At 75.8% G+C, this 16,874-nt stretch carries 3 protein-coding genes; all 3 read right to left on the bottom strand.

Annotated elements, in window-relative coordinates; all coding sequences use genetic code 11:
• Positions 1 to 2 precede the first annotated feature (2 nt).
• Positions 3 to 14,024 (bottom strand): type I polyketide synthase, encoded by a 14,022-nt coding sequence (locus ACH4OA_RS28770; RefSeq protein WP_397971969.1) that lies wholly within the window; start codon positions 14,022 to 14,024, stop codon positions 3 to 5.
• Positions 14,025 to 14,206: 182 nt separating this feature from the next.
• Positions 14,207 to 15,313, bottom strand: a complete 1,107-nt coding sequence (locus tag ACH4OA_RS28775; protein ID WP_397971971.1) for an arylcarboxylate reductase — start codon at positions 15,311 to 15,313, stop codon at positions 14,207 to 14,209.
• Between the two features lies 1 nt (position 15,314).
• Positions 15,315 to 16,286, bottom strand: coding sequence for an ACP S-malonyltransferase (locus tag ACH4OA_RS28780; protein ID WP_397971974.1), 972 nt, complete (start codon positions 16,284 to 16,286; stop codon positions 15,315 to 15,317).
• Positions 16,287 to 16,874: the final 588 nt, after the last annotated feature.

The raw sequence follows: 16,874 nt of genomic DNA on the forward strand, positions 1-16,874 counted from the left end.
CCTCAGGCGCCGTATTGGTTGTCGAGCAGTTCGAAGAGTTCGTCGGCGGTGGCGGTGGCCGTGTCGGCGCCCTCCGCCCCGTCGGTGCCGCCGTCCCGCGGCCGGCGGCCGTCCCAGGCGCGCAGCAGGTCACGCAGGCGGGCGCCGATCTCGTCGGCGTCGGGCGTGTCCGTGCCCGCTCCGGCCAGCGCGTCGGCGAGCCGGTCGAGCTGGGCGAGGACGGGCCGCTGCGGTTCGGGTGGCGCGGCCAGCCGTTCGTGGAGGTGGGCGGCGAGCGCGGCGGGCGTGGGGTGGTCGAAGACCGCGGTGGGCGGCAGCGGCACCCCGGTCGCCGTGCCGAGCCGGTTCCTGAACGTCACGGCGAGCATCGAGTCGAATCCGGCGGCGGCGAAGGGCCGTTCGGGTTCCACGGCCGCGGTGCCGGAGTGTCCGAGCAGGGCGGCGGCGTGGGTGAGGACCAGGTCGAGGACCGCGCGGTGGCGGTCGGCTCCGTCCAGCGGGGCGAGCCGTGCGGCGAGTTCGGCCGCCGGGTCGGTCCCGGGCGGTCCGGCCGTGGGTGCCGGGGCGGTGGCCGCGGCCGGTGCGGCGCCGGCGGACCGGCCCGGGGTGGGCAGCCAGTAGCGCTGGTGCTGGAAGGCGTAGGTGGGCAGGGTGACGTGCGGGCCGGTGGGCGGGGGCAGCACGGCGGCCCAGTCCACGGCGGCGCCGTGCGTCCACGCCTCGGCGAGCGAGGCGAGGAGGCGGTCGGTGCCGCCGTCGTCGCGGCGCAGTGTGCCGACGGCGGCGACGGGCCGCCGCGCCCGCTCGGCGGTCCCGGCGACCGCGGCGGTCAGCACCGGGTGCGGGCTCATCTCGACGAACAGGTCGTGTCCGGCGGCGAGCAGGGTCTCGGTGGCGCGCGCGAACTCGACCGGCTCGCGCAGGTTGCGGTACCAGTAGGCCGCGTCCAGCGCGGCGCCGTCGACGACTTCGCCGGTCACGGTGGAGTACAGCGGCACGTCCGGCGTCCGGGGCCGTACCGCGGCCAGGGCGGTGCGCAGCGTGTCGCCGACATCGGTGACCTGGGCGGAGTGGGCGGCGTAGTCGACGGGGAGCCGCCGGGCCCGTACGGTCTCGCGGGCGCAGTCGGCGAGCAGTCCGTCCAGGGCGGCGGGCTCGCCGGCGACGACGACGGCCTGCGGACCGTTGACCCCGGCCACGCCGATCCGGTCGGCGTACGGCAGCAGCAGTTCCCGTACGCGTTCCTCGGGCGCGGCCAGGGAGACCATGCCGCCGCGGCCCGCGAGGCGCAGGAGTTCCCGGCTGCGCAGGGCGACGACGCGGGCGGCGTCCTCCAGGGACAGCGCCCCGGCCACACACGCGGCGGCGATCTCCCCCTGCGAATGCCCGACCACGGCGGCGGGTTCGACCCCGTACGACCGCCACACCCGCGCGAACGACACCATCACCGCGAACAGCACCGGCTGCACCACATCCACCCGCTCCAGCCCCGCACCCGACCGCAGCACCTCCCCCAGCGACCAGTCCGTGTACGGAGCCAGCGCCCCGGCACACTCCGCGATCCCGGCCGCGAACACCGGCGACGCATCCAGCAGCTCACGCCCCATCCCCGGCCACTGCGACCCCTGACCGGGGAACACGAACACGGCCCGGGCCTCGCCCGCGCGGCCCGTGACGGCGCCGGGTGCGGGCGCCCCGTCCCCGAGTGCCGTGAGCGCCGTGAGGATCTCCTGTCGCGTGCGGCCGGTCACGGCGGCGCGGTGGCGGAACGGGGTGCGGGTGGTGGCGAGGGCGTGGGCGAGGTCCGCGAGGGGTGTCCCGGGCGCGGCCTCGGCGTGTTCGCTCAGGCGGCGGGCCTGGGCGCGCAGGGCGGGCGCGGAGACCGCGGACAGCGGCAGCGCCACGGTGTCGCCGGCGACCGGCTCCGGTGCGGTGGACGGCACGGGCGGTGCGGTCGCCGGGCCGTCGTCCGGGCCCTGTTCGAGCACCACGTGGGCGTTGGTGCCGCTCATACCGAACGACGAGACCCCGGCCCGGCGCGGGCGGCCGGTGTCGTCCCAGGGACGGGCCTCGGTCAGCAGCCGTACCGCTCCCGTGGACCAGTCCACCCCGGTGGTGGGCGTGTCGGCGTGGAGGGTGCGGGGCAGCAGGCCGTGGCGCAGGGCCAGGACCGTCTTGATGACGCCGGCGATGCCCGCGGCGGCCTGGGTGTGGCCGAGGTTGGACTTCAGCGAGCCGAGCCACAGCGGCCGTTCCCCGGGCCGGTCCCGGCCGTAGACGGCGAGCAGGGCCCGGGCCTCGATGGGGTCGCCGAGGGTGGTGCCGGTGCCGTGCGCCTCGACGAGGTCGACGTCGCCGGGGGTCAGTCCGGCCGCGGTGAGGGCCCGGCGCAGGACGCGCTCCTGCGCCGGGCCGCTCGGGGCGGTGAGGCCGTTGCTGGCGCCGTCCTGGTTGACGGCGGAGCCGCGTACGAGGGCGAGGATCCGGTGTCCCCGGCGGCGGGCCTCGGAGAGCCGTTCGACCACCACGACGCCGACGCCCTCGCTCCAGCCGGTGCCGTCGGCGGTGTCCGCGAAGGACCGGCAGCGGCCGTCGGGCGAGAGCCCGCGCTGGCGGCTGAACTCCACGAAGGCGTCGGGCGACGCCATGACGGCGGCGCCGCCGACGAGCGCGAAGGAGCACTCCCCCGCGCGCAGCGCCTGCCCGGCCAGGTGGAGCGCGACCAGCGAGGAGGAGCAGGCGGTCTCGACGGTGACGGCGGGGCCCTCGGTGCCGAGGGTGTAGGCGATGCGTCCGGAGGCGATGCTCGTGACCGTGCCGCTGAGCAGGTGTCCCTCCACGTCGGCGGCCGGGTCCTGGGGTCCGGCGCCGTACCCCTGCCCGGCGACGCCGAGATAGACGCCGCCCTGGCTGCCGCGCAGCGACCCGGGGTCGAGGCCCGCGCGTTCGAGCGCCTCCCAGGAGGTCTCCAGGAGGAGGCGCTGCTGCGGGTCCATGGCGAGCGCCTCGCGCGGCGAGATCCCGAAGAACTCGGCGTCGAAGTCGCCCGCGCCGTCGAGGAAGCCGCCGCCGCCGGCGTAGAAGGTCCCCTCGCGCGCGGGGTCGGGGTCGTAGAGGGCGTCGAGCGGCCAGCCGCGGTCCTCGGGCAGCGGGCCGATCGCGTCCCGCTCGCCCACGACGAGGTCCCACAGGTCCTCGGGGCTCTGTACTCCTCCGGGGAAACGGCAGGCCATCCCGATGACGGCCAGCGGCTCGTCGGTGGCGGCGGTGGGGGCGGTCGGTGTGTCCTGCGGCGCGGGGGTGGTGCCGGTCAGTTCGTCGTGCAGGTGGGCGCCGAGCGCGGTGGCCGTGGGGTGGTCGAAGACGGTGCTCGCGGGCAGGGTGAGGCCGGTGGCGGCGGCGAGACGGTTGCGCAGTTCGACGGCGGTGAGCGAGTCGAAGCCGATGTCGTGGAAGGGCCGTCCGGCGTCGACGGCCACCGCCGAGTCGTGGCCCAGGACGGCGGCGGCCTCGGCGCGCACCAGCTCGGTGAGCCGGCGGTGCCGCTCGGCGCCGGGCAGGGCGGCGAGCCGCTCCCGCCAGCGGTCCGCCGCGTCGGCTTCCGCCTGCCGCGCCGGCTCGGACGCCGCCTCGGGGAGCTCGGCGAGCAGAGCGCTCGCACGGCCGGAGCGGAAGGCCGGGGCGAAGCGCGCCCAGTCCACGTCCGCGACGGCGATGCCGCTGTCGCCGTGCTCCAGGGCCCGCCACAGCGCGCCGAGCGCCGCCTCGGGTGCCATCGGGACCAGGCCGAGACGGCGCAGCTCCGCGCCGGTCTCCCCCTGGGCCATGCCGGGGCCGGCCCACGGTCCCCAGGCCACACTGGTCGCGGTGCGGCCCTGCGCGCGCCGCCGCTCGGCGACGGCGTCGAGGAAGGCGTTGGCCGCCGCGTAGGTGGCCTGTCCCGCGCTGCCCCAGACGGCGGAGACCGACGAGAAGAGCACGAAGGCGTCCAGGTCGTCGCCGAGCAGGGCGTCGAGGTGGACGGTGCCGCGCACCTTGGCCGCGGTCTCCTCGGCGAGCAGCGCGGGTGCGCAGTCCGCGATCCGGGTGCCGGAGGTGACACCGGCCGCGTGGAAGACGGCCCGTACGGTGTCGCCGTCGGCGGCGAGCCGGGCGAGGAGGTCCGCGAGCGCGGCCCGGTCGGCGACGTCACAGGCCACGACGGTGGCGCGGGTGCCCGCCGCGGCGAGTTCCCGGATGAGTCCGTCCGCGCCGGGCGCCGTCGGTCCCTGCCGGCTCGTCAGGACCAGGTGGCCGGCGCCGCTCCGCGCGAGCCGGCGGGCCACGTGGGCCCCCAGGCCGCCCGTGCCGCCGGTGACCAGGACGGTGCCGCGCACGGTCCACGCGGACGCGCCGCGCCCGGCCGTACGGCGGTCACCGGCGGCGGCCGGCTCCCTGACCAGGCGGCGGCCGTGGAGACCGTCCCCGCGGACGGCCACCTGGTCCTCCGCGCAGCCGCCGTCGCCGGCGCGCACGGCCCCGGCCAGCAGGGCGCACAGGCGGCCCAGGGCGGTGCCGTCGGGCCGTTCGGGCAGGTCCACGAGACCGCCCCAGCGCCGCGGGTGTTCGAGCGCGGCGACCCTGCCGAGCCCCCACACCTGGGCCTGTTCGGGCCGCTTGGGGCCGCGGGCGTCCACGGTGACGGCGCCGGTGGTGACGCACCACAGCGGAGCGTCGCAGCCGGCGTCGCCGAGGGCCTGGACGAGGAGCAGGGTGGTCCCGGGCCCGGTGGAGGGGGCGAGCAGCGACAGGACGCCGCTCACGCCGGACGGTACGCGTGCGGCGAGCCCGGCCCGGTCGGTGCCGTCGGGGACGGCGAGGACGGACACGTCGGCGCCGTGCCCGGTGAGCGCGCCCCGGCACGCCTCGGCGAGCGCCGTGCCGAGGGCCGCCTCGGGCAGGGCGAGCAGCCAGGTCCCGGACAGCCGGGCGGGGACCGGGTCGGGCAGCGCGCGCCAGGTGACGCGGTAGGTCCAGGCGTCCGCCGGGTCCGCCGCGTTGGCGGTGCGGGCCGGGCATGGCGCGGGCCAGTACCTGCGGTGCTGGAACGGATAGGTGGGCAGGTCGAGCGGGGGCGTGTGGGCGGGGGTGCCCGCGGTCCAGTCGACGGGCACGCCCCGTACGTGCAGGGCGGCCAGGGCTCCGGCCAGCGACTCGGCCTCGGTGCGCCCCTCGCGCAGCAGCGGTACGGCGCGGCAGTCGTCCCCGGCGGTGCGGCACTCCTCGACGAGCGCGGACAGGACGCCGGCCGGGCCCAGTTCGAGGCAGCTGGTGGTGGACTCGGCGAGCAGGGTGCGGGCGCCGTCGAGGAAGCGCACGGTGCCGCGCACGTGCCGCACCCAGTACTCGGGGTCGCACAGCTCACCGGCGGTGGCCCGCGCGCCGGTGAGGTTCGAGACGACGGGGATGCGCGGCGGCTCGTACGTCATCCGGCGTGCCACGGACCGGAACTCGTCGAGCATCCCCTCCACGCGCGGCGAGTGGAAGGCGTGGCTGACGGGGAGCTCCTTGGTGCGGCGGCCCCGTGCCCGGAAGGCCTCGGCGAGGCGCAGGACGGGCGTACGGTCACCGGACAGGACGGTGGAGCGCGGGCCGTTGACGGCGGCGACCGAGACGCCGTCCGCGTCGGAGCCGGCATCCGCGAGCAGCGCCCGTACCTCCTCCTCGCCGGCTTCCACGGCCGCCATGGCGCCGCCGCCGGGCAGCGCGTCCATGAGGCGGCCGCGGGCGGCGACCAGGGCGCAGGCGTCCGGCAGGCCGAGCACCCCGGCCACGTGCGCGGCGGCGAGTTCGCCGATGGAGTGCCCGAGCAGTACGTCGGGCCGTACGCCCCAGTGCTCCAGCAGCCGGAACAGTGCCACCTGGAGGGCGAACAGCGCGGGCTGGGTGCAGCCGGTGCGGTCCAGGAGCGCGGCGGCCGAGGTGCCGGGGGCGGCGAACATGACGTCGCGCAGCGGCAGCGCGAGGTCCGGGGAGAGGTGCGGTGCCAGGTGGGTGAGGACGTCGTCGAGCGCGTCGGCGAAGGCGGGTTCGGTGCGGTAGAGGCCGGCGCCGGCGCCCGGCCGCTGGCTGCCCTGGCCGGGGAAGAGGAAGGCGGTCCGGCCGGGCGTGCCCGCGTGGCCGGTGACGAGCCGCCCGGCGGACTCCCCGCCGGCCAGGGCGTCCAGGGCGGCGCGGACCGCGTCGGGGTCGTGGCCGAGGACGGCGGCGCGGTGGTCGAGGGCGGCACGCCGGGTGGCGAGGGTGTGGGCTACGTCCGCGAGGTCACGGCCGGGATGGGCAGCGAGGTAGGTACGCAGCCGGGCGGCCTGGGCGCGCAGCGCGTCCGGGGTGCGGGCGGACAGCAGCAGCGGCACGGTGACGTCCGTGCCGGGTGCGCCGCCCGTCGCCGGGGCCTCGGCGGGCGGCGCCTGTTCCACGACGACGTGGGCGTTGGTGCCGCTGATGCCGAAGGAGGAGACCCCGGCCCGCCGCGGCTCGTCCGTCTCCGGCCAGGGCGTGGGCCCGGTGAGCAGCCGCAGGCCGCCGCCGGACCAGTCGATGTGCGGGTTAGGTGTGGAGGCGTGGAGCGTGCCGGGCAGCTCCCCGGCGCCGAGGGCGAGCACCGTCTTCATGAGCCCGGCGACTCCGGCGGCGGCCTGGGTGTGCCCGATGTTGGACTTGACCGAGCCGAGCCACAGCGGCCTGCCGGCGGGCCGTCCGGCGTGCACGGCCTGGAGTGCCTGGGCCTCGATGGGGTCGCCGAGCACGGTGCCGGTGCCGTGTGCCTCGACGGCGTCGATCTGGTGGGGGCGCAGGCCCGCGTCGGCGAGCGCGGCGCGGATGACGGTCTGCTGGGCGGGCCCGTTCGGGGCGGTCAGGCCGTTGCTCGCGCCGTCCTGGTTGACGGCGGAGCCCCGGATCACGGCGAGCACCCGGTGGCCGCGCCGGCGTGCCTCGCTCAGCCTTTCCAGGAGGAGCACTCCGGCGCCCTCGGCCCAGGAGGTGCCGTCCGCGTCCGCCCCGAACGCCTTGCACCGTCCGTCGCGGGCCAGGCCGCGCTGGCGGCTGAACTCGACGAACAGGCGGGGGGTGCTCATCACCGTGACGCCGCCCGCGAACGCCTGGTCGCAGTCGCCGCGCCGCAGTGCCTGGGCGGCGAGGTGCACGGCGACCAGCGACGAGGAGCAGGCCGTGTCCACGGTGAGGGCGGGTCCTTGGAGTCCGAGGACGTAGGAGAGCCGGCCGGACAGCACGCTGGCCGTGTTGCCGGTGAGCAGGTGGCCTTCGGACACCTCGGGGTCGGCCCCGGCGAGGCTCATGTAGTCCTGGCCGTTGGTGCCGACGAACACGCCGACCCGGCGCCCGCGGAGCGCGGCCGGGTCCTGTCCGGCGTGCTCCGCCGCCTCCCAGGAGGTCTCCAGCAGGAGCCGCTGCTGCGGGTCCATGGCGAGGGCCTCGCGCGGGGAGATCCCGAAGAACTCGGCGTCGAAGCCGGCGGCGTCCGTCAGGAACGCGCCCCGCGTGCAGTAGGTGGTGCCGGTGCGGTCCGGGTCCGGGTCGTAGAGTCCGGCCGTGTCCCAGCCCCGGTCCGCGGGCCACTCCGTGACCGCGTCCCGGCCCTCGGCGAGCAGCCGCCACAGTTCGGCGGGGGTCCGTACGCCGCCGGGGAACCGGCAGCCCATGCCCACGACGGCGACGGGGTCGTCGTCGTGGGCGGCCGGTGCGGCGGGTGTCCCGGCCGGATCCGGTCCGCTTCCTGTGCCGGGTGTGCCGGGGACGTCCAGTGCGCTGACGAGGTGGCCGGCGAGGACGGCCGGTGTGGGGCGGTCGAAGAGCACGGTGGCGGGCAGGCGCAGGCCGGTGGCGGCGGCGAGCCGGTTGCGCAGTTCGACCGCGGTCAGCGAGTCGAACCCCATGTCGGTGAAGGCCCGTTCGGGGCGCACCGCGTCGGGGGCGGTGTGCCTCAGGACGGCCGCCGCGTGGGTCCGTACGAGGTCGGTGACGTACCGGGTCCGTTCGGCGGCGGGCACGGCGGCGAGCTGTTCGCCGAACGCCCCTGCGGACGCGGCGGGCCGGCTCTCCTCGCCGTCGTCGTCCTGGCCGGTCAGTTCGGAGAGCAGGGTGGCGGTGCGCGGCCCCGCGGTGCCGGCGAACCGCCGCCAGTCGGCGTCGGCGACGACGACCAGCGCGTCGTCCTCGGCGAGGGCCCGTCCGATGGCGGTGACGGCCGCCGCGGGGTCCATGGAGGGCAGGCCGCGCTCCCGCAGCCGGTCGGCGACCGCGCCGGCGAGCATGCCCTCGCCGGCGGCCCAGGCACCCCAGGCAAGGGCGGTGCCGGGGAGCCCGTCGGCCCGGCGGGCGGCGACGAGGGACTCCAGCGCGGCGTTGGCCGCCGCGTAGCCCGCCTGTCCCGCGTTGCCCACGACGCCCATGACGGAGGTGAAGACGACGAACGCCGAGAGGCTCAGGTGCGCGGTCGCCTCGTGCAGCACCTCGGCGGCGGTCACCTTGGCCCGGAACGGACCGGCGAGCCGCTCGGGGGTGAGGGCGTCGAGGACGCCGTCGTCGAGGACGCCCGCCGCGTGCACGACAGCGGTCAGCGGACGGTCCGGCGGAAGTGTCCCGAGCAGTTCGGCCACCTGCTCCGGGTCGGTGACGTCGCAGGCCGCCACGGTCACGGCCGTACCCGACTCCTCCAGTTCGGCACGCAGCGCGTCCGCGCCCGGCGCCCCCGGCCCGCGCCGTCCGGCGAGGAGCAGGTGCCCGGCGCCCCGCGCGGCCAGCCAGCGCGCCACGTGGGCGCCGACTCCGCCGGTGCCGCCGGTGACGAGGACCGTGCCGTGTCCGAACGCCTCGTCCGGGACGGCCGGACGGCCGCGCACCGGCGCGGGCAGCAGCCGCCGCCCGTGGACGCCGGTCGCCCGCACCGCGACCTGGTCCTCGTCGGTCACGGACGCCAGCACGGCGCACAGCCGCCGCAGGGTCCGCTCGTCCGGTTCGTGCGGCAGGTCGGCCGAGCCGCCCCAGCGGCCGGGGTGTTCGAGGGCGGTGCAGCGGCCCAGTGCCGCGACGGCCGCCTGCCCGGGGGCTCCCGGCCGTTCCCCGGCCTCCACCACGGCCGCGCCGCGTGTCAGGCACCACAGCGGTGCGTCGATCCCGGCGTCACCGAGCGCCTGCACCAGGGCGAGGGTGAGGGTGAGCGCGCCGGGCAGGTGGGGGTGAGCGGGGTGCGGGCGGGGTTCGTCCGCCAGCAGGGAGAGCACGCCGGTGAGGGGCCGCCCTGCGGCGGCAGCAGTAAGCGCGTCGGCCAGCGCGGCGCGGCTCTGCCCGGGCCCTTCGGCGCGTACGACGGTGAGATCGAGGCCGATCGCCGCCAGCGCGCGGACGACGTCGGCGGCGGCCGTGTCCTCGGGGCAGACGGCGAGCCAGTGCCCGGGCGGCGCCGGGGCGGGCCGCAGCTCCAGCGGCCGCCAGCCCACGCGGTACCGCCAGGAGTCGACGCGCCGCTCCCGCGTCCGGCCGTCCCGCCAGGCGGTCAGCGCGGGCAGCACCTCGTCCAGTGCCTGGGGCGTCACGCTCAGCGTCGCGGCCAGCCGCGCCGGTTCCGCCGCCGTGAGCTCCTCCCACAGCCCGTCCGCCTCCGCGGGTCCGCCGGCCGTCGGCCGCGCGGCGGACAGCCAGAACCGCTCGCGCTGGAAGGCGTAGGTGGGCAGGTCGGTCCGGGCGGCCCCGGTGCCGTCGAAGACGGGCGACCAGTCGACGGCGACGCCCCGCGCGTGCGCCTCGCCGACGGCCAGGAGCACGCGCCGCAGGCCGCCTTCGTTCCGGCGCAGCGTGCCGAGGACCACGCCCGGCGTGCCGGCCGCGTCGAGGGTCTCCTCGACCGCCATGGCCAGCACCGGATGCGGACTGACCTCGATGTACGTGCCGAAGCCCTGCTGCGTGAGGGTGCGGACGGCGGGCTCGAAGCCGACGGTGCCCCGCAGGTTCCGGTACCAGTACCCGCCGTCCAGCACCGAGGTGTCCAGCCATCCTCCGGTGACCGTGGAGAGCAGCGGTATCCGCCCGCGGGCCGGCTCGATGCCCTTGAGCGCCTCCAGCACCTCGTCCTCGACGCGCTCGACGTGGGCCGAGTGCGACGCGTAGTCCACGTCGATGCGCCGGGCCCGCACCCCGTCCGCCGCGCAGGACGCGAGCAGCGCGTCGAGGGCGTCGGTGTCCCCGGACACCACCACGGCCGAGGGGCCGTTGACCGCGGCCACCGACAACCGCCCGTCCCAGCCGGACAGCCGCTCCCCGGCCGCCGCGGCGTCCAGCGCCAGCGACACCATCCCGCCGTGTCCGACGAGCCGGAGGAGCGCCCGGCTGCGCAGGGCGACCACCTTCGCCCCGTCCGCCAGGGACAGTCCTCCGGCGACCACCGCCGCCGCGATCTCGCCCTGCGAGTGGCCGACCACCGCGTCCGGCACCACGCCGAACGCCTCCCACAGCCGGGCCAGTGACACCATCACCGCGAACAGCACGGGCTGCACCACGTCGACCCGGCCGAGCCCGTCGCCCGAGCGCACCACGTCGAGCAAGGACCAGTCGGTGAACGGTGCCAGCGCCGCCTGGCACTCCTGCATCGCGGCGGCGAACGGCGCGGACCCGGCCAGGAGTTCGCGCGCCATCCCGAGCCACTGCGTCCCCTGTCCGGGGAATACGAACACGGTCCCGCCGGTTGCCGACGCCCGGCCCTCCGCCACGAACGGGGACGGCTCGCCAGCCGCCAGCGCCCGTACTCCCTGGAGGAGTTCCGGGCCGTCACCGGCCACCACGGCCCGGTACTCGTGCAGGGCGCGGGACACCACGAGCGACAGCCCCACGTCACCGGCGCGCAGACCGGCGCCGCACGCGTCGGCGAGGCGCGCCGCCTGCTCCCGCAGCGCGCGGGGGGACTTGGCGGACAGCACCCACGGCAGCGGCGTACCCGGGCCAGCGGTCGCGGGAGCTTCCGCCGCCGCCTGAGGGGCGGCGACCTGCTCCAGGATGACGTGGGCGTTGGTCCCGCTGATCCCGAACCCGGAGATCCCGGCCCGGCGCGGCCCCTCGCCGGCCGGCCAGGGTATCGCTTCGGTGAGCAGGCGCACGTCGCCCGCGTTCCAGTCGACGTACGGCGTCGGCTCGGTGATGTGCAGGGTCCGGGGCAGCAGTCCGTGCCGCATCGCCAGGACCATTTTCAGCACACCGCCGACCCCGGCGGCGGCCTGGGTGTGCCCGATGTTGGACTTGAGGGAGCCGAGCCACAACGGCCGTCCCTCGTCGCGCCGTTGCCCGTACGTGGCGAGCAGCGCCTGGGCTTCGATCGGGTCCCCCAGCCGGGTGCCGGTCCCGTGCGCCTCGACGGCGTCCACGTCCCGCGCCGACAGTCCCGCGTCGGCCAGCGCCGCGCGGATCACCCGCTGCTGGCTCGGCCCGCTCGGTGCGGTCAGGCCGTTGCTCGCGCCGTCCTGGTTGACGGCGCTCCCCCGCACCACGGCGAGCACCGGGTGCCCGTGGCGACGGGCGTCCGACAACCGCTCCAGCAGCAGGACGCCCACGCCCTCGGCCAGGCCGAAGCCGTCGGCGTGCGCGGAGAACGCCTTGCAGCGGCCGTCGGCCGCCAGGCCGCCCTGGCTGCTGAACTCCACGAACATGCCCGGTGTCGGCATCACCGTGGCGCCGCCGGCGAGCGCGAGGGCGCACTCGCCGCTGCGCAGCGCCTGTACCGCGAGGTGCAGGGCCACGAGCGAGGAGGAGCAGGCCGTGTCCACGGTCACGGCGGCGCCTTCGAGGCCGAGGGCGTAGGCGATGCGGCCGGAGGCGACGCTGCCGGTGGTGCCGGTGAGGAGGTGGCCGTTGCCGTCCGTCGCCTCGTGCAGGCGGGGGCCGTAGTCCATGGTCATCGCGCCGATGTAGACGCCGGTGGGGCTGCCTCGCAGGGTGTGCGGGTCGATCCCGGCGCGTTCGAGGGTTTCCCAGGACGTCTCCAGGAGGAGCCGCTGCTGCGGGTCCATCGCGAGTGCCTCGCGGGGCGAGATGCCGAAGAACTCGGCGTCGAAGCGGTCGGCGTCCAGCAGGAACCCGGCCTCGCGCTGGTAGTGGCGGCCCGGTCCGGTGTCTTCGGGGGCGCAGAGACCCCCGGTGTCCCAGCCGCGGTCGTCGGGGAACGGGGTCACGGCGTCGGTGCCCTCGGTCAAGAGGTGCCACAGGCGCTCCGGGCTGTCGGCGCCGCCGGGGTACCGGCAGCCCATCGCGACGATCACCACCGGGTCGTCGTCCGTGGTGGCGCCGGCGCTGCCGCGCTCCTCGGCACTCTCCTGTTCCGGTCGCGGGCCGGACTGACGCGAGCCGGCCAGCAGTTCGTCGCCGAGCACCGCGGCCAGCTTCCTCGGCGTCGGGTGGTCGAAGACGGCCGTCACGGGCAGCGCCGCGGCGCCGGTGACCGCGGTGAGACGGTTGCGGATCTCCACCGCCGTCACGGAGTCGAGGCCGAGGCCGGTGAAGGTGGCGTCCGGGTCGACGGTCCCCGCGTCGCCGAGCACGGCGGCGACCTCCTGGCCCACGAGGCGCAGCAGCCGCTCGCGCTGTCCGGCGGGGGTGAGGCGGGCCAGTTCGTCGCGGAGGGCGGTTCCGGGTTCCGCCGGGTCCGCGTCGTCGTCCGCCTCCCACAGCGCGGCGGGCAGGTCGGCGGGCCGGGCGTCGAGCCCGGTGAAGACGGCTTCGCGGTCCGGGGTGGCGCCGTGCGCGTACGCCTCGCCGAGCGCGGTGAGGAACTGCGTGGGGCCACCGTGTCCGCGGCGCAGCGTCGCGCCGGTGTGGGCGGTGGTGTTCCGTTCGGCGGCGGTCGCCTGGAGTGCGGTGGTGAGGACGGGGTGCGGGCTGATCTCCAGCAGAAGGTGGTGGCCGTCGCGCAGCAGGGCCGCGGTGGCTTCGTGGAAGCGGACCGTGCCGCGCAGGTTGCGGGCCCAGTAGTCCGCGTCCAGGACCGGTTCCGGGAGCCGGCCGCCGGTGAGTCCGGAGTAGTACGGCAGGCCGGCGGGCAGCGGCCGGACGGCGGCCAGGTCCGCGTGGAGCCGGGGCACGATGGCGTCGATGTGCGCGGAGTGCGCGGCGAGTCCGACGGCGATCCGGCGCGCGTGGACGCCCTCGGCGGTGAGCCGGGCGACGAGTTCCGTGGCGGCGTCGGTGTCACCCGACACGATCACCGAACCCGGCCCGTTGATCGCGGCGAGCCCCAACCGGCCGTCGTACGGGACCAGTCGGGCTGTCACGTCGGCGGCGGAGGCCATGACGGAGACCATTTCGCCGCGTCCGGTCAGGGTGGCCTGTGCCCGGCTCCACAGGGCGACGACGCGGGCGCTGTCGTCGAGGGAGAGCGCGCCGCTGACGGCCGCGGCGGAGATCTCGCCGCAACTGTGCCCCAGGACCGCGGACGGTTCCACGCCGTGGTCGCGCCAGAGCCCGGCCAGGCTGACGCCCACGGCGAACAGGGCGGGCTGTACGACGTCGGGGCGCTCCAGCGCGGGCGCGCCGTCGGCGGCGCGCAGCACGTCCATGAGGGACCAGTCGACGAAGGGTTCCAGGGCCTGTGCGCAGGCGTCCATGCGCCTGCGGAACCCGGGTGCCGACTCCAGGAGGCCGGCGGCCATGCCGGGCCACTGGGAGCCCTGTCCCGGGAAGACGAAGGCGACGCCGGTGCCGGTCCCGCCGGGCCCCTCGATGAGGCCGGGGGTGCGGCGTCCGCGGGCGAGCGCGTCGAGGCGGTCCAGGAACTCCTCCGGTTCCCGGGCCACGAGGGCGGCGCGCCGGCCCTGGGAGGCGGTGGCGCGCGCGAGGGCGAGCCCGATGTCCGCCGGGCTCCACTCGGGCAGGGTGCGCAGGTGGTCGCGCAGCCGTCGTGCCTGCGCCGCGAGGGCGCCCGCGCTGTCGCCGGACAGCACCCACAGAAGAGGGGACCCGGTGGGGGAATCGGGCAGGTTCACGCCATGGCTCCTCAGCACACACAGGTGACTACGGGACGGGGATCGCGGGGCGCGGTGCGTGACGCACGGCTCGGGTGCGGACGCCTCGGTGGGTGGGAGCGGGCCAGGGCGCCGGTGCCCGTGCCCGTGGAGATGACCCTCGGAGCGGAGGATGCGGAGAAGACGATGGGTGCGGGGGCCCGTCAGTACAGGCCCTCGGGGGCGGTGGCGGCGATCTGCAGCGGGCGGACGTCGGCCACACCGTCACAGGGCCACTCGGCGTCGAGGTGGCGTGCCGCCTGGTCGCGTTCGAGGATGTTGGGCAGGAAGAGGTCGTCGTGCAGGACGGTGAGGCGGACCTGGCCGTTGGCGCCGGGCGCGACGACCGAGCGCCAGTCGTCCTTGCGCACCACGGCCATGGTCACCTGCGGGTAGTTCGGCATGTACGGGATCGGGCCACCGCTCTCCGGCAGGCCGAGGAAGGCGGCGTTGCCGAAGGTGTTGCCGTAACTGATGCCGCAGATCCCGCCGTCGAGGGCGGCGCGGAAGTCTTGGTACATCGCGGCGTTGATCTGGGTGCCGCTCAGGCGGACCCCGGCGAGGGCGGCGACGCGCTCCGGTGAGCGTCGGCACAGCGCCGAGAAGAGGGCGGGGGTGGTGTTGAGGTAGTCGATGCCGCCCTGGCCGAGAGCGTCGCTGATCTGGTCCAGGAGGTGGCCGGTATAGCGCTCGACGTCGGCCGGGCGTCCTTCGCGGATGAGCCGTTTGACCCAGCGCGGATCCATGTCGATGGCGTACACCAGGCCCGCGTACAGGTCGGCGACCTCCCAGACGCCGTGCCCGATGAGGTGCGGTCCGGTGGGTGTGGCCTGGAGCCAGCGGCGGCCGGGCGCGAATCCTTCGTGGACGAAGGACCAGCGGCGCCAGACGGCGCGGTGGTGGAGCATGGCCGGGGTGTAGTAGACGCGGCAGGGTGTGCCGGTGGTGCCGCCGGTGTCCCAGACGCGGCCGGCGAGCGGCCGCCGCAGGGCGCGGGGCACCAGGTCCGCCGGGTCCACGCTGCGCAGGTCGGCGAGCGGGAACGGGCCGAAGGCCGTGAGCTGTTCGTAGCGGGTGATGTCGTACGGGTCGAAGCCGAGCTGCTCACGGCGGCTCAGCCAATAGGGGCTGCCCGCCTCGGGGTCGAAGGTGCGCCGCACGACCTCGCGGGTCCATTCGTCGAGATCGGTGTCGAGCCATTTCGCCACGAGTAAGTCGGGGTCGGTCGCGTCATTTCCTTCCGGCTCCGCCGCGTGCCCGGATGCTCCCATATCAGCGTTCCCACGTGCCGGAATCGCCGCCGGAGAAGCTGATTCCCAGATCATAGGCGGTGCTGACGGCGAGTTGTATGTGCTCGGTATTCTCCACGTGCACCACAGGGAACGGGAAGGCCAGCATTCCTTCGGGAATGGCGGGACCCATGACGAGGCCGAGTCGCACGTCGTGGCTGCGCATGCCTTCATAGATGTCGACGAGGCTGATCGGATCGGTGGGGTTCCGCTCGAACATGTGACGCACTTCGTCCGCCGTTTTCAGTTCCCCGCGCTCCAGACAGGAAAGGAGCGGAATGCGGGGTGCGGTGAACGGCATCCGCGCGATATGCGGGGCGATGAAGTCACGGAAGGGCCGGCGCAGCGGGGAGTGGACGGCGATGGTCCGGCCCGGCAGCGGCACGACCGCGCCGGGCTCGCAGTCGGCGGCCAGCCGCTCGATCGCCGAGCGGTGACCGGCCAGCATGAGGATGCGCCGGGATCCGTCCACCATGGGGCCGAAGTCACCCGCGAGGTGGACGTCCGGGAGTCCCTGCCAGGGCGGTGGCGACTGCGCCTCCGCGGCCTGCACGAACGCCAGTGCCATTGCCTCTTCGGGAGCGTCGGGCCGGGGGTCCGGGGCGTCGGCCGTCCGGGCCAGCATGGTGAACAGCGACCGGCGGTCCAGGGCGCCGGCCAGGCAGCTCGCCGTCATCGCGCCCAGGCTCAGCCCGCCGGCCACGTCCGGGCGCAGGCCGGCCTCGGCGAGGAGGTCGTGCACGGCGATGGCGAGCGCCGTCTCGCGTATCGTGCCCGCGCTCTGCCGGCGCTCCCTGCCCTCGGGCAGTTCGCCGCGCAGGATCTGCTCGGCCGTGAGGCCGGTCCAGCCGGATATCTCTTCGTAGAGTTCCCGTACGAGCGGTGATGCCTCGTACAGTTCGATCCCGTGCGGTTCGGTCCCGACCCCACCGCCGAACAAGTACCCCAGGGGCATTCTTACTCCTGTCACACTTCAGGACAGTTCTTTCCGTGCGGGAACGGACTCGGCATCGAGTCCGAACCGACGGCAGAGATCTCCCGCGCTTCGACAAAAGAAATACACGACGCTCGACACCACGTCGCCAGGACTCGGCGGGGCGAGTCGTCCAGCCGGCGCCATCAAGGAATCAGAGATACGGGAATAAGCTGCGGCGAGCCTAGCACCGAACCCACGGCAGCAGAACGGCACCTTCTCGATTCAGCCATGCACCGGGCCGGCCGCCCAGCCAGGAAAAGAACCGAACAAGCCAGCACCGAACGCCTCACATACCTCAGCACACACTCGCCGATGCCATGCCCTCCGGCGGCCGGTCAGCCGGGGTATTCGCCGACGTCGGCAACCGCCAGCTCACCGGTCCGACTCGATCCGGTCTGACGCCGTGGAGGTGTCGGACAGCCGGACCGCCTGGACGACCGGATAGTGACTCGTCGCCATGGACGCACCCCACCAAAAGGCTGACGGCGCGGCTCTGACATGTCCGGAGGCTGCCAGATCACGCAGCACCACAGATGAGGAGCGCGGCAACCTGCACCGGTACGTCAT

This window comes from Streptomyces sp. NPDC017095 (genome assembly GCF_044332325.1).
GTDB lineage: Bacteria > Actinomycetota > Actinomycetes > Streptomycetales > Streptomycetaceae > Streptomyces.

What these genes read in the sequence shown, in the direction of transcription:
- ACH4OA_RS28775 (WP_397971971.1), bottom strand. Translation starts at nt 15,313, where the DNA reads ATGGGAGCATCCGGGCACGCGGCGGAGCCGGAAGGAAATGACGCGACC.
- ACH4OA_RS28780 (WP_397971974.1), bottom strand. Translation starts at nt 16,286, where the DNA reads ATGCCCCTGGGGTACTTGTTCGGCGGTGGGGTCGGGACCGAACCGCAC.